This is a genomic window from Bradyrhizobium sp. BWC-3-1, from assembly GCF_032917965.1.
GTDB lineage: Bacteria > Pseudomonadota > Alphaproteobacteria > Rhizobiales > Xanthobacteraceae > Bradyrhizobium > Bradyrhizobium canariense_D.
The window spans coordinates 8,316,532-8,336,741 of the sequence record NZ_CP136625.1 but is presented as its reverse complement, the minus strand read 5'-3'; the positions used below and the strand labels follow the sequence as shown (position 1 = coordinate 8,336,741).

Genomic DNA, 20,210 nt, shown 5'->3' with positions numbered 1-20,210 from the left:
TCGATCCGGCCTTTCGCATGTGCGCTCAGGCAGCCTGAATCAGCCCTTCCTTCTTCATCGCTTCCTGCACCTGCGGCCTCGCCGCGACGCGGGACTTGTACGCGGCAAGGTTCGGCATGGCCGAGAGGTCGAACTTCATCCGGTCGCCCCAGGTCAGCATCGTGAAGAGATAACCGTCGGCCACCGTGAACTGCTTGCCCATGAGGTAGTCGCGGCCGGCCAGCTGGCTGTCGACGTATTTCAGCTTGCCCATGACGCGGTCCTTGAAGAAGGCCTTGGCCTCGTCGTTCAGCGTCGGCGCGAACATCGGGCCGAAGCTCTTGTGGACCTCCGAGGTGAGGAAGTTCAGCCATTCGAGCAGCTTGTAGCGCTCGGCGCTGCCGTGGGCCGGCGCCAGCGCCTTGGCTGAGGCCTGATCGGCGATCATCTGGACAATCACCGGGCCTTCGGTCACGATCTCTCCGCTATCGAGGCCCAGCGCAGGGACCTGGCCCTTGGGGTTCAGCTTCAGATAATCCTCACCGTTTTCGAGCTTCTTGGCCCGAATATCGACCTTGACCAGTTCATAGGGCAGGCCGGCTTCCAGGAGCGCGATATGGGGGGACAGCGAGCACGCACCGGGCGAATAGTACAATTTCATGGAATTTCCTCCTGTTGTTGCTTGGTTCAGGCGAAAGAACGACTACATGCATCTGCTTGAAATAGTCAAGATTGATGCAGGTGCATCGAATAGGGTAAGAGACGGGCGACGAGCTTGAGCGGGACCATGAAACGCAAACCATCGACCGAGGCGACTTCCGCCTGGATCCGCTTGATGCGGGTGCAGAGCCGTGTGCTCAATTGCGTCGAGCAGGACCTGAAGAAGGCCGGCTTCCCGCCGCTCGCATGGTATGACGCGCTGCTCGAACTGTCACGGGCGCCCTCGGGCGAACTCCGGCCGGTCGAACTCGAACGGCAGATGCTGATCCCGCAATATTCGACATCGCGGCTGATCGACCGCCTGGTCGACGAAGGCCTCGCCTCGCGGCGTGAATGCAAGATCGACAAGCGCGGCCAGTTCGTGGAGATCACGGAAGCCGGCCGCGAATTGCAGAAGCGGATGTGGGGCGCCTATTCGGCCGCGATCGAGAAATATGTCGGTTCGAAGCTGTCCGATGCGGATGCCGTGAAGCTCAGCGGTCTGCTCGACCGTCTGGGCTGCTCGTGCGGCGAGATGAAACTGCCGCCTGCCCACGTCAACGAAACCACGCCGTTGCGATGATCGCGCGGCAAACCAGCTCGTCCGTGCAGCCGGTGGCTGCGCGGACCATCCCTGTCACCCACGCGCGTTCGATCGAAGCGCTTTTGATTAGAGTCTGATATGGCGCGAGACCAGATCGATATGACGCCGCTGCAATCGCGCGACGAACTCGTCGCGTGGTTCGAGGCTGGTTGCAAGGACCCGTCCGAATTCCGCATGGGCACCGAGCACGAGAAGACGCCGTTCACGCTCGAAGGCCACCGTCCGGTGCCCTACGAGGGCGCGCGCGGTATCGGCGCGCTGCTCGAAGGCATGAAACTCCTGCTCGGCTGGGAGCCGATCATGGAGAAGGGCAACATCATCGGCCTCTACGACGTCACTGGCGGCGGCGCGATCTCGCTCGAGCCTGGCGGGCAGTTCGAACTCTCGGGTGCCCCCGTCGAGAACGTGCACCAGACCCAGAGTGAGCTGATGGCGCATCTGGCGCAGGTGCGCGAGATCGCAACGCCGCTCGGAATCGGCTTCCTCGGCCTCGGCATGACGCCGTCCTGGTCGCGCGCCGACATCCCGGTGATGCCCAAGGGCCGCTACAAGATCATGACCAATTACATGCCGAAGGTCGGCCAGTACGGCCTCGACATGATGTACCGGACCTGCACGGTACAGACCAATCTCGACTTCTCTTCCGAAGCGGACATGGTCAAGAAGCTGCGTGTCTCGCTTGCGCTCCAGCCGGCCGCAACCGCCTTGTTCGCCAATTCGCCGTTTACCGAGGGCAAGCCAAACGGCTTTCTCTCCTTCCGGTCCGAGATCTGGCGCGACACCGACAACGCGCGCGCCGGCATGATGCCGTGGGCATTCGAGGACGGCATGGGCTTCGAGCGCTATGTCGACTACGCGCTCGACGTGCCCATGTATTTCGTCAAGCGCGACGAGGACTACATCGACGTCTCGGGCTCCTCGTTCCGCGCCTTCTTCGATGGCCGCAACAACAATTTGCCCGGGGAACGCCCGACGCTGTCGGACTGGGCCAACCATCTTTCGACGATTTTCCCGGAGGTGCGGCTCAAGCGCTATCTCGAGATGCGCGGCTCCGACGGTGGCCCGTGGGGCCGTCTGCCGGCGCTATCGGCGTTCTGGGCCGGGTTGCTCTACGACGATGTGTCGCTGGATGCCGCCTGGGACCTCGTGAAGCACTGGACCGCGCATGAGCGTCAGGCGCTGCGCGACGACGTGCCACGCTTCGGGTTCAAGTCGCGAATCAAGGACCGCTATCTGTTCGAGATCGCCAAGGAGTGCCTCGTTCTGGCGCATGCCGGCTTGCGCCGGCGCGGCCGGATCGACCAGCTTGGCCGCGACGAGACCAGGCATCTGGAGCCGCTCGATCGCATTATCGATTCCGGCCGCACGCCGGCTGAGGAGATGCTCGACAAGTTCAACGGTCCCTGGAACCGCTCGGTGGAACCGGCCTACGCGGAATACGCGTTCTAGACCCAAGGCAAACGATCGGACTCGGGCCGTTCATCGCCCGTACAGGTTTGCGGCGATCAAATGGCCAGCTGAAAAACCCGAGCGTCGTCAATAACTCGAAAGCTGTTCCGATGGGGAAGGGCCGCCTGGCCGTCATGGCAAGCGTCCTGGCAGGCGTCGTAGCCTGCGCCGCGTTGCTTTCGCTCGTGTTTGCGAGCTGGCCTGCGCGCGCCCAGACGGCGTTCGATCGGCCAGGCGGAGATTATTTCAGCTCTCCGGTCACGTCGGGCGATCCCGAGGATTGCGCGCTGCTGTGCGAGCGCGACCGCCGTTGCCGCTCGTGGAGCTTCAACTATCCTGACATCGAAGGCGGCTCGGCGGTGTGCTGGCTGAAGAACACGGTGCCTGCGCGCGTGCCGGGAAGCTGCTGCATCTCCGGCGTGCGCGGCGCCGGTGTGATCGAGCCGCGTGTCGAAGGCGTGGAGACCTCCATCGACCGCCCCGGCGGCGATTTGCGCAATTTCGAGATGAAGGACGGCGAAGGCGAAGAAGCCTGCAAGGCCGTCTGCACCGCCGACAACAAATGCCGCGCCTTCACCTATGCCCGCCCGGGCTACACGGGACGCGAAGCGCGCTGTTTCCTGAAAAAGGAGATCAAGCCGCCGCGGCGGAAGGCGGGATTCACGTCGGGCGTGGTGAGATAGCTCGGATCATTCCGGCGCAATCACCGTAAGCTCGGGCCACAACGCCCTCCATCTCGCGGCCTTTACCGCGTAATTCGCTGCGGAGAAATTCGGGCTTGGATTGGGGCGTGCAATCAAGCCCGCCACGTCATCGAAGCCGTGCGGCGCATAAACGTCGAAACCGTCGTCCGAGCGCCGCACGCCCACTTGCGTGTTCTGTGTGAGGAAACGGTCGATACCGTCAGTCGAGCACGACAGCGGCGGATAGGGCAGGCCGTGCTTGGCCGGGTACCACAGATGCACGCGTGCCTGGTTGCGGGTCTCGATCTTGACGCCGAGATGATCGAGGCGCGCTTGCAGCTTGCGGATCACGACGTCCTCCGCGTCCCAGGAGGTGTCAGGGTCGAAGTAGAAGACGTCGTAATCGGCAATGCCGTGATCGATCGCACGGCCGGTGAGCACGTTCCAAACCGATTGCACGAGACATCCCGAGACCAGCCACGCATCGGGCAGCGCGAGCTGGTGGAGCTCATCGAGGATCGCGACGTTAATCGGGTTCTTTAGCGCCAGCGCGAGGAAGCGGGCCTCATCCATGACAGTCGTCACGCGCTCACGCGTGCATCATAATCCGCTCGCGCCGCCTTCGAAGCCAGCGCGCGCCAACACCGCCGCAGCAGCGACTCCACGATCGCGCGCTTTGCCTTGGACAGGCGGATCAGCACTATCGGATAATCGGCGTAGTGATCGGTGAAGTAGAAGATTTTTGGCTGGCTCTCGACCAGCATCGCGCGCTCGTCGACCGGGACGTCCGGCATCACCAGGCTGTCGCCATCTTCCTTCAGACGCGCCAGCATCTTCTTGCGCACCTTTAGTGCGGGCGTGCCGTAGGAGGTACCGTCCTCGACCTCCGGCCACGTCAGTGCGAATTTTCTGACGTCGTCGAAGGTCATGAGATCGGTTCAATGCACAGCGGTGAAAAACCGCGCCATGCGAAATCCGGACAGCCAGGTCCACACCGGCTGGCCCCGGATACCGAGATCCCAGGATCCAAGCACGGCATCTGCGCGGCCGACCAGATTGTCGATCGGCAACATGCCGACGCCGCCGGAGCGCAGGGGCACCCGGCTGTCGGCGGAGTTGTCGCGGTTGTCGCCGAGCACGAAGAGATGGCCTGCCGGCACCGTCACTTCCTGCGTGTTGTCGAGCGGACCGTTGTCGCGCATCTTGAAGATCAGATGCGAGACGCCGTTCGGCAGCGTCTCGACATAGCGATAGGCGGGTTCGCTGCCGCCATTGTCGTCCTCGGCGGCGCCAACGCCGTCCGGCTTCAGCTCGGCGGGGCGATCGTTGACGAAGAGCTGGCCTTGGCGCAGCTGGATGCGGTCGCCCGGCAGGCCCACGACGCGCTTGACCCAGGCCTGCGAGCGGTCGCCGGGCCAGCGGAAGACCACGACGTCGCCCTGCTTCGGCGTTTCCGCGAACACGCGGCCGCTCTCGGGCAGGTTGATCTGGATCGGCAGCGACGAGGTGCCGTAGCCGTAGGGGAATTTCGAGGCGATCAAGGCGTCGCCGATCAACAGCGTCGGCTCCATCGAGCCCGACGGCACGTAGAACGGCTCGGCCAGCGCACCCTTGGCGATGAACACCGCCGCGACGATGCCGGCGAGCTGCACCAGCTGGCCTGCCCAGCCGCTGCTCTTCCGCTTGGTGGTGACAGTTATCTTCTCGACGCTCATCCGCCTGTTCCACCCACCGTAATGCGTTCCATCAACAGCGACGGCTGGCCGACGCCGACCGGCACGCCCTGCCCGTTCTTGCCGCAGGTGCCGATGCCGGTATCGAGCGCGAGGTCGTTGCCGATCATGCGGATGCGATGCAGGTCGGTCGGCCCGTTGCCGATCAGCATGGCGCCCTTCAAGGGCGCGCCGATCTTGCCGTTCTCGATCTTGTAGGCCTCGGTGCACTGAAATACGTATTTGCCCGAGGTGATGTCGACCTGGCCGCCGCCGAAATTCGCGGCGAAAACGCCGTTCTTTACCGACGCCAGGATCTCGGCCGGATCGCGGTCGCCCGCCAGCATGTAGGTGTTGGTCATGCGCGGCATCGGCACGTGGGCATAGCCCTGGCGGCGGCCGTTGCCGGTCGGCTTCATGTTCATCAGGCGCGCGTTCTGACGGTCCTGCATGTAGCCGACCAGGACGCCGTCCTCGATCAGCACGGTGCGGTTGGTCGGCGTGCCCTCATCGTCGATCGACAGCGAGCCGCGGCGCGAGGCAATGGTGCCGTCGTCGACCACGGTGACGCCCTTGGCCGCGACCTGCTGGCCCATCAGACCGGCAAACGCAGACGTCTTCTTGCGGTTGAAGTCACCTTCGAGGCCATGTCCGACTGCCTCATGCAGCATCACGCCGGGCCAGCCGGCCCCGAGCACGACGTCCATCTCGCCGGCGGGGGCGGGAATCGATTCCAGGTTGACCAGAGCCTCACGCAACGCGCCGTCGGCGGCGTCGCGCCAGGACTTAGCTTCGATGAATTCGGCGTAGCCGGCGCGGCCGCCATAGCCCTTGCTGCCGCTCTCCTGGCGGTCGCCCTGACCGGCGACGACGGAGACGTTGACCCGCACGAGCGGGCGGATGTCGCGATAGCTCTCGCCGTCGGGCCGCAGAATCTCGACCACCTGCCAGGTCGCGCCCAGGCTGACGCTGACCTGCCGCACCCGCGGATCCTTGTCGCGCAGATAGGCGTCGATCTCGGCGAGCAGCTTGACCTTGGTCTCGAAGCCGGGGGCATCGAGCGGATTGTCGTCACTATAAAGCCGCACGTTGGTATGCGCAGGAGGCGCGGCGAAGCTGCCGGAATAACCGCCGCGCACGGCCGCGACCGCGTCCGCAGCGCGAATCAGCGCCGGCAGCGACACGTCGGAGGAATGCGCGTAGCCGACGGCGTCGTCCTTGACGGCGCGCAGGCCAAAACCCTGCGAGGTATCGTAGGTCGCCTGCTTCAGCCGGCCATTGTCGAACATCAGCGCTTCGGTCTGGCTGTATTCCAGGAACAATTCGCCGTCGTCGGCACCGGCAAGCCCGCGCGCGAGCTCGTTGCGAACCTGGTCGCGGTCGAGATTGGCGCGGTCGAGCAGGGAGGTTGTGGCAGGGTTGGTCATGCGTCCGTCCATTATCGGGGGATGTGAGGCAAGATAATGGTTTCCCGGCACTTCCGCGAGGGCGCCAAGTCTCACATTACGGAAACAATATGATTCGCGGGCCTAACCGCCCTTCGCACTACGGCAGCTTGTCATAGCCCTCGCCGAGCCCGTTCAGGCTGAGCGGGAAGCCGATGCCTTCTTCCGGGGTCTCGAAGATGATGAAGGTCGCGGTCTTGGCAGTGCGGAGCTGGCCGAGCAGCTTGTCGTCCATGACGACCTCGGCGACGCAGCCATTGGGCAGGCAGCGGACAAAGCCGGCACGGCCTACGTCCTGGTTGTCGAGCTTGAGGCCGAGGCCGGAGGGCAGGAGAACGCCGAGGGGGGCGACCACCCGCATCAGGCGGCTCTTCTGGTCGGCGGTCTTGAGAACGATCACGGTCAGGCCGGCGTTGGAGCGGTCTTCGGCCACCACGCTCTGGATCAGGGCGCATTGCTCGGACTGGGCGCCCGGCGGGGTGTCGCAGCGGATCTGCCAGTCGCCATGGACGGAGCGCACCGCGCCCTGCGCATGGGCGAGGCCCGGAAGCGCCAGGACGACGACCGCCGCCAGCAGAGCGGCCAGCATCGTGAGGCTGCCAGCCTGGCTTTTAGCCCGCCTTGCCATGGATCTCGAAAACCCCATCGGGTCGGTCCCTCTGCTCGCCTGGGTCGCTCGCGTCAGGCGGACTGATACGGGAATGACGGCGTCTTGAAGGCGATTCGCAAGCAAATTCCACGCCGCCCCGGCCGCAATCGCCCGCACGAATCAGGTTCCTGTGCGGCTGTGCGCCAAGTGCCTACCGCGGGCAATTCCGCTGTCAAGCGGCAGCATCCCGGGAAATGGTATTTTTGTCTGATGTTACTAGGAAATATCTTGCGGGTGATGGCTGACAGACGAGGCTCAAGACTGCATTGCGATAGATCAAGAATTATGGTTTGAGAGGCTTGATTTCGGCGTTCTAGCGATCTGGCCCCAATTCCTCTTGGAGGTATTCTTGCGCGGCGGTTTGTCAGACGGGGGGATCGAATAAAGCGTTTCCCGAAAATAGGGGAATGCACTTGGGGTGATTTCGTTAGGGGAGCGCGAACGGCATGAAGATGTCGATGGGCCCGGTGGGCCGGCACTTGCTGGGATTGGCCGTGGCGGGTCTGACGCTGGCGACGGGCGGTGCGGCATTTGCCGAGCTGGGGCAGCCGGCTGCGTGGGAGTGGACGCTTCAGCAGTCCGGGTCCCCGGTGATGGACAACATCGTCTGGTTCCACAATTTCCTGTTCGTGCTGATCACGCTGATCACGCTGTTCGTTCTGGCGCTGCTCGTGATCGTTGTCGTGAAGTTCAACGCGAGAGCCAATCCGGTGCCGTCGCGGACCACGCACAACACGCTGATCGAGGTGGCGTGGACGCTCGTGCCGGTGTTGATCCTGGTCGGCATTTCGGTGCCGTCGTTCCGCCTCCTGTTCCTCGAGCTCGACGTGCCGAAGGCGGATCTGACCATCAAGGCGACCGGCAAGCAGTGGTACTGGTCCTACGCCTATCCTGATAACGGCAAGTTCGAGTTCGACTCGCTGATGGCCCAGGACAAGCAGCCCCGTCTGCTCGGCGTCGACAACGAGATGGTGGTGCCCGTCAACAAGGTGGTCCGGGTTCAGGTGACCGGGGCCGACGTGATTCATGCCTTTGCGCTGCCGGCCTTCGGCGTCAAGATCGACGCCATTCCGGGCCGGCTCAACGAGACCTGGTTCAAGGCCACCAAGACCGGCATGTTCTACGGCCAGTGCTCGGAATTGTGCGGCAAGGACCACGCCTTCATGCCGATCGCCATCCGCGTGGTGAGCGACCAGGAGTTCGCCTCCTGGGTCGAGACCGCGAAGAAGAAATATGCGAGCGGCGGCACCAGCACCTACGCCTCCACGGCCGGCCCGACGCAGTGAGCGCCGGGCGCAGGGTTCGAGGAAACTGAAAGCGACATAAGGCGGGACCTCCAGAGGTCCGATCGGGACGCAAGGCAGGATTAGAAAATGGCAACGAGCGCAGCGGCACACGGCGATCACGCGCAAGACCACGGACATGACGAGCACGCCCATCCGACCGGATGGCGGCGCTACGTCTATTCGACCAACCACAAGGACATCGGCACGATGTACCTGATCTTCGCGGTCATCGCCGGCGTCATCGGCGCCGCGATGTCGATCGCGATCCGTGCCGAGCTGATGTATCCGGGCGTGCAGATCTTCCACGAGACGCACACCTACAATGTGTTCGTGACCTCCCATGGTCTGATCATGATCTTCTTCATGGTCATGCCCGCGATGATCGGCGGCTTCGGCAACTGGTTCGTGCCGCTCATGATCGGCGCGCCCGACATGGCGTTCCCGCGCATGAACAACATCTCGTTCTGGCTGCTGCCGGCCTCGTTCGCGCTGCTGCTGATGTCGACCTTCGTCGAGGGCGAGCCGGGCGCCAACGGTGTCGGCGCCGGCTGGACCATGTACGCGCCGCTGTCGAGCTCCGGCCATCCGGGGCCGGCCGTCGACTTCGCGATCCTGTCGCTGCATCTGGCGGGCGCCTCCTCCATTCTTGGTGCCATCAACTTCATCACCACCATCTTCAACATGCGCGCGCCGGGCATGACCCTGCACAAGATGCCGCTGTTTGTGTGGTCGATCCTGGTGACGGTGTTCCTGCTGCTGTTGTCGCTGCCGGTGCTCGCCGGTGCGATCACGATGCTGCTCACTGACCGCAATTTCGGCACGACGTTCTTCAATCCGGAAGGCGGCGGCGATCCCGTGCTGTTCCAGCATCTGTTCTGGTTCTTCGGTCACCCCGAAGTGTACATCCTGATCCTGCCCGCCTTCGGCATGGTCAGCCAGATCGTCTCGACCTTCTCGCGCAAGCCCGTGTTCGGCTATCTCGGCATGGCCTACGCCATGGTCGCGATCGGCGGCATCGGCTTCGTGGTGTGGGCGCACCACATGTACACGGTCGGCATGTCCTCGGCGACGCAGGCCTATTTCGTCGCCGCCACGATGGTCATCGCGGTCCCGACCGGCGTGAAGATCTTCTCGTGGATCGCCACGATGTGGGGCGGCTCGATCGAGTTCCGCGCGCCGATGATCTGGGCGGTGGGATTCATCTTCCTGTTCACCGTCGGCGGCGTCACCGGCGTGGTGCTGGCGAATGCCGGCGTCGACCGCGTGCTCCAGGAGACCTACTACGTGGTCGCGCACTTCCACTACGTGCTGTCGCTCGGTGCGGTGTTCGGAATCTTCGCCGGCTGGTACTACTGGTTCCCGAAGATGTCCGGCTACATGTACAATGAAGGGCTCGCCAAGGCGCACTTCTGGGTCACCTTCATCGGCGTGAACCTGGTGTTCTTCCCGCAGCACTTCCTCGGTCTGTCGGGCATGCCTCGCCGCTATGTCGATTATCCCGACGCGTTCGCGGGCTGGAACCTGGTCTCGTCGGTCGGCTCCTACATCTCCGGCTTCGGCGTGCTGATCTTCCTCTACTGCGTGATCGACGCCTTCGCGAAGAAGGTGCCGGCTGGCGACAATCCGTGGGGTGCAGGTGCGACCACGCTGGAATGGACGCTGCCCTCGCCGCCGCCCTTCCACCAGTTCGAAGTGCTGCCCCGCGTGCAGTAAGCCAATGCTCGCGGCGTCCGTGACGGGCGCCGCGGCTCGACAACCAAGCGAGTCAGTCTAGTGTCCGTCCTCGACCACAACGCCATCGACATCAATCCCCGCATCTCCGAAGCGGAGGTTGGCGATTACATCGCGCTCCTGAAGCCGCGGGTGATGTCGCTGGTGATCTTCACCGCGCTGGTCGGAATGGCGATGGCGCCCGGGCATTTCCACCCGGTGCTGGCCATCACCTCGCTGCTCTGCATCGCGGTCGGCGCCGGCGCGTCCGGCGCGCTCAACATGGCGCTCGAAGGCGACATCGATGCCAAGATGTCGCGCACGGCGAACCGGCCGATTCCGCGCGGCCGCATCACCCGTCCCGAGGCGATGACCTTCGGCATGACGCTCGCCTTCTTCTCGGTGATGACGCTCGGCATCCTGGTCAACTGGATCGCGGGCGCGCTGCTCGCCTTCACCATCTTCTTCTACGTCGTGATCTACACGATCGGCCTGAAGCGCTGGACCGCGCAGAACATCGTGATCGGCGGTGCCGCCGGCGCGCTGCCGCCCGTGGTGGCCTGGGCCGCGGTCACAGGCACGGTCGATGTCGAGCCGCTGCTGCTGTTCGCCATCATCTTCTTCTGGACGCCGCCGCACTTCTGGGCGCTGGCGCTGTTCCGCTCCGACGACTACGCGCGCGCCGGCATTCCGATGCTGCCCAACGTCGCCGGTCCCGACGCGACGCGGCTTCAGATCCTGCTCTATACCATCGTGCTGATCGCGGTCGCGGCCGCGCCCTGGGCGCTCGGCTACTTCGACGCCATCTACGGCATCGTCTCGCTGATCCTCGGCGCAGGCATGCTGGGGTTCGCCATCAACGTCTATATCCGTCGCGAGCGCAGCCAATCGCTGCGGGCGACCCGCAAGCTGTTTGCGTTCTCCATCCTTTATCTGTTCGCGCTGTTTGCGACCTTGCTGGCCGAGGTCGTGTTCCGGGCACTTGCGCCGATGGTAGGGGGCGCATGATCACAGGGATGGCCGACAAACCCGAGATAGACGGAATCGTCCTCACCGAGGCGCAGAAGAAGAGCCGTCGTCAGCGCTCGATCGCGATCGCACTCGCGCTCGGCGTGCTCGTAGTGCTGTTCTTTGCCGTGACCATGGTCAAGGGGCCGGCCGTGCTCGTCCGGCCGATGTAGGAAACATGGATCAGAAGCCGACCATATCGCGGGATCAGAGCCGGACGGCCACCAAGGGGCGCAGGCCTGCCAGGGGGCTTGGCCGCGACGTGGTGGTCGCCTCGATCTGCGGCGGCGTGGTCGCGCTGATGGTCGGCGCCTCCTACGCGGCGGTGCCGTTCTACAACTGGTTCTGCCGCGCCACCGGCTTCAACGGCACGACCCAGGTCGCGACCTCGGCGCCGGCCAGCGGCCCGATCGCACGCAAGATCGCGGTGCGCTTCGATTCCAACGTCGCGCCCGGCCTGCCCTGGAAGTTCGAGCCCGAGCAGAGCGAGATCGAGGTCAATATAGGCCAGGTCGTGACCGTCTTCTACACGGTGACCAACCAGGCCGCGCGGACCACCGCAGGCCAGGCCGCCTACAATGTCGCGCCGTTGACGGTCGGATCCTATTTCCAGAAGATCAACTGCTTCTGCTTCACCGAGCAGACCATGGCGCCGGGCGAGAAGCGCGAGATGCCGGTCGTGTTCTATGTCGATCCGTCGATTGCCGACGACCACGAGAACGACGGTCTCAACACGATCACGCTGTCCTACACGTTCTATCCGGTGAAGGATCCGGTGGTGAAGCCGCTCGCGGCCAGCGAAGACGACAAACGCAAGGGAAATCTCTGATCGCCGGGCTCACGCGCCGGGGTTGGAAATAAGGGGATAAGTGCCTGACAGGCACGGGATTGAGGAGCGAGACCGCAAATGGCAACGGCGCAAACCAAGCATCACGACTACCATCTGGTCGATCCATCGCCATGGCCCGTCGTCGGCTCCATCTCGGCCTTCATCATGGCGGTCGGCGCGATCACCTGGATGCACCACATGTTCTCGGCTGCGCCGATCATCTTCGGTGTCGGCACCGTCGGTGTGCTCTACACCATGGCGAGCTGGTGGGGCGACGTGATCAGGGAAGCCCAGTACAAGGGCGACCACACCCGCGTCGTGCAGCTGCATCACCGCTACGGCATGATCCTGTTCATCGCCTCGGAGGTGATGTTCTTCGTCGCCTGGTTCTGGGCCTATTTCAACGCGGCGCTATTCCCGGCCGACGCCGTCCACGCTACCCGCGATGCGGTGTTCGGCTGTGGTCTCGGGACCGCGGCCGGCGCCTGCACCGTGCCGGGCACCTGGCCGCCGCACGGCATCGAGACCTTCGATCCCTGGCATCTGCCGCTCCTGAACACGCTGATCCTGCTCACGTCAGGCACCACGGTGACCTGGGCCCACCATGCGCTGCTCGAGAACGATCGCCAGGGCCTGAAATATGGCCTGATCCTCACCGTCGTGCTCGGCGCGCTTTTCACCTGCGTGCAGGCCTATGAGTACAGCCACGCGGCATTCTCCTTCGGCGGCAACGTCTACGGCGCGACCTTCTTCATGGCGACCGGCTTCCACGGTTTCCATGTGCTGGTCGGCACCATCTTCCTGCTGGTGTGCCTGTTCCGCGCCTATGCTGGCCACTTCACGCCGACCCAGCATCTCGGTTTCGAGTTCGCCGCCTGGTACTGGCACTTCGTCGACGTGGTCTGGCTGTTCCTGTTCCTGTGCATCTATGTCTGGGGACACGGCGCCGAGACCATGGCCCACGGCGCGCACTGAGCGGGCTGACTTCCGATCGAGAAAGGGCGGCCCCGGGCCGCCCTTTTGCTTTTTTGCGCGCAGGGGTTTCGGCAGAAACTGTGATAGACCCTTTTGCCATGAACGAAGCCGCCAATACGTCCGAGCCGCAAGCCACCGTCCTGCAAAGCGCGCTGCGCGGACTTGCCTGCAAATGCCCGCGCTGTGGCCAGGGCAAGCTCTATGCAGGCTTCCTGACGCTTGCGCCTTGTTGCGAGCGTTGCGGCCTCGACTACGCCTTCATCGATTCCGGTGACGGTCCGGCGATCTTCATCATCATGCTGGCCGGCGCGATCGTGGTCGGCTGCGCGCTCGTCGTCGAGGTCAAGTACCAGCCGCCGTACTGGCTGCACGCGGTGCTGTGGCTGCCGCTGATCCTTGCGACTACCCTGCTGCCGTTGCGCGCGATGAAGTCGCTGCTGATCGCACTGCAATTCCACCATAAGGCGGCGCCGGGCCGGCTGGTCGACCGCGCGAAATGAACGAGACCGCGCGCAAGCCCCGCGTGGCCGGCTTCGCGCTGTTCACGCTTTTCCTGACCGCGGTCTGCGTCACGCTCGGCGTCTGGCAATTGCAGCGCCGCATCGCCAAGCACGAGCTGATCGCCGCACTGACCGAGCGCCTCGCGGAGGCACCGGTCGCTCTGCCGCCGCCGGCACGATGGGCCGCGCTAAGTCCCGCGCGCGATGAATTCCGCCGTGTCAGCTTTACCGCGACCTACGCGCCGTTGCCCGATGCGATGGTCTATTCCTCCGGATCCGCCGTGCGTAAGGACGCGTCGGGCCCCGGCACCTGGGCCTTCCTGCCGGCGCGGCTGCCGAGCGGCGAGACGGTGGTGATCGATGCGGGCTTCGTCGAAAACACCATGCAGGATCGCAGCGTCGAGGATCGCGCGGTCAGGAAGCTCGTCACCGGGCAGGCGGTCTCGTTCACCGGCTATCTGCGCTTCCCCGAGGCACCGGGCTGGCTGACCCCGGCGGAGAACCGCGGCAAGCGGCTGTGGTTCGTGCGCGATCACGTGGCGATCGCGAGCGCGCTGGGCTGGGGCGCGGTTGCGCCGTTCTATGTCGACCTCGAGCAGCCGGCGCCCGAGAATGGCATTCCGCGGCCGGGGCCGCTCGATGTCCATCTCAAGGACGATCACCTGCAATACGCCATCACCTGGTTCACCCTTGCAGGCGCCGTGCTCATCGCCTTCGCCGTGTGGGCAAGAGGGCGGCGGCGGGGCTGAGCTCCGTAGATCCACTTAGGGAACCCGGTATCGCCCGGGGTTTACCATTCAGCGCACATTCACGAGTGTGGTCCTAAGCCGCCAGTAATTTTCCGCGGCAGACAGGATTGCAGCGTGAGTGATTTCGACCAGATGGGAATTGTCGTCGATTGGGTGGATGCCTGCAGGAAGGGCGACCTCGCGACGCTCCTCGACCTCTATGCGGATGACGCCCAGGTCGAATGCACGTGCAACGGCACGCAGCGCTATCGCGGCCGGAGCGAGCTCGAAGCCTATTGGCAGCCGCGGCTCAGCGCTTTCTCGTCGGCCGGTTTCGGGTTGGAGGAAATCCATCCTGCACCCCACGGCGTCGATCTCGAATATTCCGTCGCCGGCGCGCTGCGCATTCGCGCCTCGTTTTGTTTCAGCCCCGACGGCAAGATCCGCACCACGCTGTGCGAGCCGGCGCGACAGAACGCGCAGCTTGGCTGTGCGTGCTAGAGTTTCCGTTCTGATTAATCAGAGCCGAACACCAGATTCTGTTTTGGCGTTTTCTTCACGCGAACCGGTATCCACTTCGCTCGAAAGCGCTTCAATCGCTGACCGGCGCCTCGCGTGCCGGTTCGGCGGGAAGGCGGCAGCGCACATAGGTTCTGTCGTCCACGCGCAGCAGTGACAGCGATCCGCTGAGTGCGCGCACGCGCTCATGCATGCCGGTCAGGCCGCGGCCGAACAGATTCCCTTCGGGAAAGCCGCCGCCGTCGTCGGAAATCTCGATGACGACCGTCTCGCCGGCGAAGGTCGCCTGCACATGGGCATGGCTGGCGCCGGCATGACGCAGCACGTTGGTCAGCGCCTCCTGAATCACGCGATAGACGGTTTGAGCCAGCGGCCCGTCGATCGCGTTGAGATTCGGATCGACCGTGTCCGTCAGGTCGATAGACGGCGCCTGCTTGCGAAAATTTCGGAGCAGCGTCTGCACACTGGTCTCCAGACCCAATTCCTCGATGTAGAGCGGTCGCAACCGGTCGAGGATGCGGCGATTGGTCTGCTGGAGCGCCTCGACCGATTGCAACACCTCCTGCGCCGAACTGCTGAGATTTCCCGCCGGGGGCGAGGCATCGACCAATGCGATCGTGCCGACGCGGATGCCGAACAGCAGCGGACCGAGTTCGTCGTGCAGTTCGCGCGCGAGATCGCGCCGCTCGTCGTCCTGGAGCGAGACCAGGCGGTGCAGCAGGTCGCGATTGTCCTGGCTCAACTGCACCAGCGTTTCGGCCAGCGCATTGGCCTCCTCGCAGCTTTGCCGGATTTCCGGCGGTCCCCCGACCGAGATCGGTGTTGCGTAGTCGCCGCGTCGTAGCCGCGTGAGGCCTGCGCCAAGATCCTGCAGTGGTCGCAGGGCTGATCCCGCAAACACATAGGCGACGACCCCTGTCAGCCCGGTCAGCGCGACGACGAAGCCGGCCAAGGCGAGGAAGCCCACCCAGGTCTCGAACAGCGCTGCGGACAGGTCCGGCACAAACACGATGTCGCCGAAATGCTCGCCGTTGAGGGATACCGGAAATGCGATGTGCAAGTCCGGAATGGAAAGGAGACTGACGAACCATTTTGGTGGGCCATGCGAACCTTGCAGGCCCCTCGACGCAAAGGGAGGAGCAACCGCTCCTGCAGGAAGGAATTGAATATCTGAGGACTCGTCCAGCATCCGGACGAAGTCATCCAGGGTCCTTCGCGGATGGTCGGATGAACGCAGAGCGTTGTTGAGGGCCTCGGCCACGGCTTTGGTCGATCGTTGGGCCGGCTGGTTCTCCTCGGCGAGCTGACCGGTCGTGAAGACGTGCAGCAGGACGCCGCCCATGATCAGCGCCGCCATGAACAGCAGGCCAAGCGGCAGAAACAATTGTGTACTGAAGGACAGCCGTTGCCACATTAGGTCAATTCTAACGCGCATCAGGGGATTTTGCTCTTTCCATTTGTTCCCGTCGGTTTATGAATCGAAAAACTAGAGAGTTACAATGCAAGATACTGCCAAGCCGGCGACCCGCGTCCTGATTGTCGACGACCATCCCGTGGTGTTGTCCGGTTGCCGCACCCTGTTCTCCTCCGACCATTCGATCCGGATCGACGAGGCGACCGACGCCAAATCCGGGCATCGCGCCTATGTCAGCAGGCGGCCCGACGTCACTGTGATCGACATCAGCCTGCCCGACGTCTCCGGCTTTGAACTGATGCGGCGCATTCGCAAGGACGATCCCGACGCCAAGATCATCATGTTCAGCATGAACGATGATCCAGCCTTCGTGGTGCGGGCGGTCGAGCTCGGGGCCCAGGGCTACGTCTCCAAGGGCGACGATCCCCGGATCCTGCTCAAGGCGGTGCGCAAGGTGGTTGCGGGCGACAATTTCATCTCACCGCAGCTCGCGGAAGCCGTGACGTTTTCCGGCGCGGCGATCAAGGCCAATCCTGCCTCGCAGATGACGCCGCGGGAGCTCGAGATTCTTCGCCTGTTGGGGCGAGGCGACAAGATCGTCGAGGTCGCCGAGGCGCTCGGCATCTCCTACAAGACCGTCGCCAACACCACCTCTCTGCTCAAGCAGAAGCTCGGTGCCAAGAACCATTCCGACCTGATCCGGATCGCGGTGGAAATCGGGATGAACTGACGCCTCGGGGCACCGAACCGGCTGCACCAGGATGCTGCCGGTTCGGCGGGCGGACCGGTCTCGGCGCTCAGCCGGGCAATGCATGGATAGCGCCGACACCATCCGCCGACACAATGAGCGCAGCCGTCGTTCGTTCCCGAACTGTGCTGTCGTTCGGGATATAATGGTAATGCGTGACGCCAAGCTGCTGGCGAACGTTTGCCCGCGCCGAAACGTGTCGGGAAAAACAGGAACATTTTCTCACACATTCCGTTTTGTCCCTTGACGATATCGTGACAGCCGACGAAAGCTTGCGCGAACAGTTTTTGCGGGTCGGTGACCCCAAGACGCCAAACCGGTCTGCACACAACGACAGACCTTCCAAGAGAGGGCTGCGGCATTGCCGCAGCCCTTTTCGTTGGCAGCGCTTTTCGTTGGCAGCCTTTTTCCTTGGACGGCCCCAGGCGCGAAGCGGTTTCCTGATGCCGCAAAACACTTTATGGTGGCCCAAAGCCTCTGGCTGTTAACAAGTAATTTCGTAAAATCAAAGGCTTGCGGACCGAGTCCAGGCTCGGCCGGCCTTTGGAGGGCAGTTTGACTCGTTATATCTCGACCCGGGGCGAGGCCCCCGAACTCGGCTTCTGCGACGTGATGCTGACCGGGCTCGCTCGCGACGGCGGCCTGTATGTGCCGGCCACCTGGCCGCAACTCTCGCCTGACGCCATCGCCGGCTTTTTCGGGCGTCCCTATTGGGAGGTCGCGGTCGAGGTGATCCGCCCTTTCGTCGCCGGCGAGATCTCGGACGCCGAGCTCGGCCGTATGGCGAACGAGGCCTACGCCACCTTCCGCCATCCGGCGGTGGTGCCGCTGCGCCAGATGGCGCCGCACCAGTTCGTGCTGGAGCTGTTCCACGGCCCGACGCTCGCCTTTAAGGACGTGGCGATGCAGCTGATCTCGCGGCTGATGGACCACGTGCTCGCCCAGCGCGGCCAGCGCACCACCATCGTGGTCGCGACCTCGGGCGACACCGGCGGTGCTGCGGTCGACGCGTTCGCAGGACTCGAAAATGTCGATCTCATCGTGCTGTTCCCGCATGGCCGCATCTCCGAGGTGCAGCGGCGAATGATGACGACGACGGGCGCGGCCAACGTCCATGCGCTTGCCGTCGAGGGCAATTTCGACGATTGCCAGGCCCTCGTGAAGGCGATGTTCAACAACCATCGCTTCCGCGATGCGACGTCGCTGTCCGGCGTCAATTCCATCAATTGGGCGCGCATCGTCGCCCAAGTGGTCTACTATTTCACCTCCGCCGTTGCCGCCGGTGCACCCGCGCGCGCGGTGGACTTCGTTGTGCCGACCGGCAATTTCGGCGACATCTTCGCCGGCTATGTCGCCAAGCGCATGGGTCTTCCGGTGCGGACCCTGGGCATCGCCGCCAACGTCAACGACATCCTGGCGCGCACGCTGAAGACCGGGATCTACGAGGTGCGCGAGGTCCACGCGACGGCTTCGCCGTCGATGGACATTCAGATCTCCTCGAATTTCGAGCGGCTGCTGTTCGAGGCTGGCGGGCGCGATGCCGCCGGCGTGCGCCGTCTGATGGATTCACTGAAGCAATCGGGACGCTTCGTGCTGCCCGATGCGACGCTGGCCGCGATCCGCGAGGGGTTCGACGCAGGCCGGGCCGACGAGACCGAGACCGCGGCCGCGATCCGCGCCGCCTGGCGCGAGGCCGGCGAGCTGGTCGATCCCCACACCGCGGTCGCGCTTGCGGTCGCCGACCGCGACACCACGGACAGGACGGTTCCCAGCATCGTGCTGTCCACCGCCCATCCGGCCAAATTCCCCGATGCGGTCGAAGCGGCCTGCGGCCAGCGGCCGCAACTGCCGGCCTGGCTCGATGGTCTGATGACCAAATCCGAACACATGAAGGTGATGAAGAACGACCAGACCGAGGTCGAGCGGTTCGTGCTGTCGGTCAGCCGCGCCGCGAAACAGGGAGTTGCCGGATGAGCGTCGAGATTTCCAAGCTTGCGTCCGGCCTCACTGTCGTCACCGACAAGATGCCTCATCTCGAGACCGCGGCGCTCGGCGTCTGGGCCGGCGTCGGCGGGCGCGACGAGAAGCCCAACGAGCACGGCATCTCGCATCTTCTGGAACATATGGCATTCAAGGGCACGACGAAGCGCTCCTCGCGCGAGATCGTCGAGGAGATCGAGGCGGTCGGCGGCGACCTCAATGCCGGCACCTCGACCGAGACCACGTCCTATTATGCGCGGGTGCTGAAGGCCGACGTGCCGCTCGCACTCGACGTGCTCGCCGACATCCTGGCCAATCCCGCCTTCGAGCCCGACGAACTCGAGCGCGAGAAGAACGTCATCGTGCAGGAGATCGGCGCGGCGCAGGACACGCCTGACGACGTCGTGTTCGAGCATCTCAACGAGCTCTGCTATCCCGACCAGCCGATGGGCCGCTCGCTGCTCGGCACTGCGAAGACCTTGCGTGCCTTCAGCCGCGACTCGCTGCGCGACTATCTGTCGACGCACTACCGCGGCCCTGACATGGTGGTGGCGGCCGCCGGCGCGGTCGATCACAAGCAGGTGGTCGCCGAGGTCGAGCAGCGCTTTGCCAGTTTTGAGGGGACAGCGGGTCCCAAGCCGCAACCCGCACAATTCGGCAAGGGCGGCACCAAGGTGGTGCATCGCGAGCTCGAGCAGGCGCATCTGACCTTGGCGCTGGAGGGCGTGCCGCAGACCGATCTGTCGCTGTTCTCGCTCCAGGTCTTTACCAACATCCTCGGCGGCGGGATGTCGTCGCGGCTGTTCCAGGAGGTGCGCGAGAAGCGCGGCCTCTGTTACTCAATCTACTCGTTCCATGCCCCCTATACCGACACCGGCTTCTTCGGCCTCTACACCGGCACCGATCCGGCCGATGCGCCCGAGATGATGGAGGTCGTGGTCGACATCATGAATGATTCGGTCGAGACCCTGACCGAGGTCGAGATCGCGCGTGCCAAGGCGCAAATGAAGGCGGGGCTGCTGATGGCGCTGGAGAGCTGCTCGTCCCGCGCCGAGCAGCTTGCTCGGCATGTGCTGGCCTATGGCCGGCCCCAGACTGCCGAGGAGCTGGTGGCCCGGATCGACGCCGTCAGCGTCGAATCGACCCGGGATGCGGCGCGTGCGCTGCTTTCGCGCAGCCGCCCTGCGGTTGTCGCATTGGGCAGTGGCAGGGGTCTGGACACGGCGGTGTCTTTTGCGGAAGGATTGACCCGGGCACGCGCCAAGGCGCGGCTGCATTAGGAGCCGCGCACGG

General features: G+C 64.2%; 22 protein-coding genes. 15 read left to right on the top strand and 7 right to left on the bottom strand.

Features of this window, described 5'->3' with window-relative positions; all coding sequences use genetic code 11:
* Positions 1-25 precede the first annotated feature (25 nt).
* Positions 26-640: a glutathione transferase GstA gene (gstA, locus tag RX329_RS39900; RefSeq protein ID WP_085357789.1), complete on the bottom strand. Its 615-nt coding sequence runs from the start codon at positions 638-640 to the stop codon at positions 26-28.
* Between the two features lie 126 nt (positions 641-766).
* Between gstA and RX329_RS39895 the strand changes: the two genes are divergently transcribed.
* The 3 genes from RX329_RS39895 to RX329_RS39885 all read left to right on the top strand — a co-directional run bounded on the left by RX329_RS39895 (position 767) and on the right by RX329_RS39885 (position 3,414).
* Complete coding sequence (locus RX329_RS39895) at positions 767-1,261, top strand: MarR family winged helix-turn-helix transcriptional regulator (RefSeq protein WP_007599417.1); 495 nt, start codon at positions 767-769, stop codon at positions 1,259-1,261.
* A gap of 99 nt (positions 1,262-1,360) precedes the next feature.
* Positions 1,361-2,731 carry a glutamate--cysteine ligase gene (locus tag RX329_RS39890; protein ID WP_018460014.1) on the top strand — a complete coding sequence of 457 codons (1,371 nt, stop codon included), beginning with the start codon at positions 1,361-1,363 and terminating at the stop codon, positions 2,729-2,731.
* 110 nt (positions 2,732-2,841) lie between these two features.
* On the top strand, positions 2,842-3,414 hold the full coding sequence (locus RX329_RS39885; RefSeq protein WP_018460013.1) for a PAN domain-containing protein: 573 nt from the start codon (positions 2,842-2,844) through the stop codon (positions 3,412-3,414).
* A 6-nt stretch (positions 3,415-3,420) separates the two neighbouring features.
* On the opposite strand, the gene RX329_RS39880 is transcribed toward RX329_RS39885, so the two are convergent.
* The 5 genes from RX329_RS39880 to RX329_RS39860 all read right to left on the bottom strand — a co-directional run bounded on the left by RX329_RS39880 (position 3,421) and on the right by RX329_RS39860 (position 7,217).
* Positions 3,421-3,987: a nucleotidyltransferase family protein gene (locus RX329_RS39880; RefSeq protein ID WP_085357791.1), complete on the bottom strand. Its 567-nt coding sequence runs from the start codon at positions 3,985-3,987 to the stop codon at positions 3,421-3,423.
* 8 nt (positions 3,988-3,995) lie between these two features.
* Positions 3,996-4,343, bottom strand: a complete 348-nt coding sequence (locus RX329_RS39875) for an MmcQ/YjbR family DNA-binding protein (RefSeq protein ID WP_085357793.1) — start codon at positions 4,341-4,343, stop codon at positions 3,996-3,998.
* Positions 4,344-4,352: 9 nt separating this feature from the next.
* Entirely contained in the window at positions 4,353-5,129 is a 777-nt protein-coding gene (gene lepB / locus RX329_RS39870) for a signal peptidase I (protein ID WP_027515268.1), read from the bottom strand.
* A complete protein-coding gene (tldD, locus tag RX329_RS39865; RefSeq protein WP_007605058.1) occupies positions 5,126-6,553 on the bottom strand; it encodes a metalloprotease TldD in 1,428 nt (475 codons plus the stop codon). Before tldD ends, lepB begins: the two co-directional genes overlap by 4 nt.
* 118 nt (positions 6,554-6,671) lie before the next feature.
* Positions 6,672-7,217 (bottom strand): invasion associated locus B family protein, encoded by a 546-nt coding sequence (locus RX329_RS39860; RefSeq protein ID WP_026233923.1) that lies wholly within the window; start codon positions 7,215-7,217, stop codon positions 6,672-6,674.
* 449 nt (positions 7,218-7,666) lie between these two features.
* Here RX329_RS39860 and coxB point away from each other — a divergent pair, with 449 nt between their 5' ends.
* The 9 genes from coxB to RX329_RS39815 all read left to right on the top strand — a co-directional run bounded on the left by coxB (position 7,667) and on the right by RX329_RS39815 (position 14,757).
* A complete protein-coding gene (gene coxB, locus RX329_RS39855; RefSeq protein ID WP_018460007.1) occupies positions 7,667-8,506 on the top strand; it encodes a cytochrome c oxidase subunit II in 840 nt (279 codons plus the stop codon).
* An 87-nt stretch (positions 8,507-8,593) separates the two neighbouring features.
* Positions 8,594-10,219, top strand: coding sequence for a cytochrome c oxidase subunit I (gene ctaD, locus RX329_RS39850; protein ID WP_007605061.1), 1,626 nt, complete (start codon positions 8,594-8,596; stop codon positions 10,217-10,219).
* Positions 10,220-10,279: 60 nt separating this feature from the next.
* Positions 10,280-11,224, top strand: coding sequence for a heme o synthase (locus RX329_RS39845; RefSeq protein WP_085357795.1), 945 nt, complete (start codon positions 10,280-10,282; stop codon positions 11,222-11,224).
* Positions 11,221-11,397: a hypothetical protein gene (locus RX329_RS39840; protein ID WP_026233922.1), complete on the top strand. Its 177-nt coding sequence runs from the start codon at positions 11,221-11,223 to the stop codon at positions 11,395-11,397. Before RX329_RS39845 ends, RX329_RS39840 begins: the two co-directional genes overlap by 4 nt.
* Before the next feature lie 5 nt (positions 11,398-11,402).
* Complete coding sequence (locus RX329_RS39835; RefSeq protein ID WP_018460004.1) at positions 11,403-12,053, top strand: cytochrome c oxidase assembly protein; 651 nt, start codon at positions 11,403-11,405, stop codon at positions 12,051-12,053.
* Between the two features lie 78 nt (positions 12,054-12,131).
* Positions 12,132-13,028, top strand: a complete 897-nt coding sequence (locus tag RX329_RS39830; RefSeq protein WP_085351973.1) for a cytochrome c oxidase subunit 3 — start codon at positions 12,132-12,134, stop codon at positions 13,026-13,028.
* A 98-nt stretch (positions 13,029-13,126) separates the two neighbouring features.
* The gene (locus RX329_RS39825) at positions 13,127-13,528 is read left to right on the top strand and encodes a DUF983 domain-containing protein (RefSeq protein WP_085351972.1); all 402 of its coding nucleotides are present in this window, start codon (positions 13,127-13,129) and stop codon (positions 13,526-13,528) included.
* A complete protein-coding gene (locus tag RX329_RS39820; RefSeq protein ID WP_085357797.1) occupies positions 13,525-14,277 on the top strand; it encodes an SURF1 family protein in 753 nt (250 codons plus the stop codon). Before RX329_RS39825 ends, RX329_RS39820 begins: the two co-directional genes overlap by 4 nt.
* A gap of 114 nt (positions 14,278-14,391) precedes the next feature.
* Positions 14,392-14,757 carry a nuclear transport factor 2 family protein gene (locus tag RX329_RS39815; RefSeq protein WP_026233921.1) on the top strand — a complete coding sequence of 122 codons (366 nt, stop codon included), beginning with the start codon at positions 14,392-14,394 and terminating at the stop codon, positions 14,755-14,757.
* 91 nt (positions 14,758-14,848) lie between these two features.
* Here the strand turns inward: RX329_RS39815 and RX329_RS39810 are convergent, their stop codons facing one another.
* Positions 14,849-16,189, bottom strand: coding sequence for a histidine kinase (locus tag RX329_RS39810; protein ID WP_085351970.1), 1,341 nt, complete (start codon positions 16,187-16,189; stop codon positions 14,849-14,851).
* An 85-nt stretch (positions 16,190-16,274) separates the two neighbouring features.
* Between RX329_RS39810 and RX329_RS39805 the strand changes: the two genes are divergently transcribed.
* The 3 genes from RX329_RS39805 (at position 16,275) to RX329_RS39795 (ending at position 20,197) form a co-directional block, all read left to right on the top strand.
* Positions 16,275-16,919, top strand: coding sequence for a response regulator transcription factor (locus RX329_RS39805; RefSeq protein ID WP_018459998.1), 645 nt, complete (start codon positions 16,275-16,277; stop codon positions 16,917-16,919).
* A 573-nt stretch (positions 16,920-17,492) separates the two neighbouring features.
* Complete coding sequence (thrC, locus tag RX329_RS39800; RefSeq protein ID WP_018459997.1) at positions 17,493-18,911, top strand: threonine synthase; 1,419 nt, start codon at positions 17,493-17,495, stop codon at positions 18,909-18,911.
* A complete protein-coding gene (locus tag RX329_RS39795) occupies positions 18,908-20,197 on the top strand; it encodes a M16 family metallopeptidase (protein ID WP_007599446.1) in 1,290 nt (429 codons plus the stop codon). Before thrC ends, RX329_RS39795 begins: the two co-directional genes overlap by 4 nt.
* The last annotated feature ends 13 nt before the right edge of the window (positions 20,198-20,210 follow it).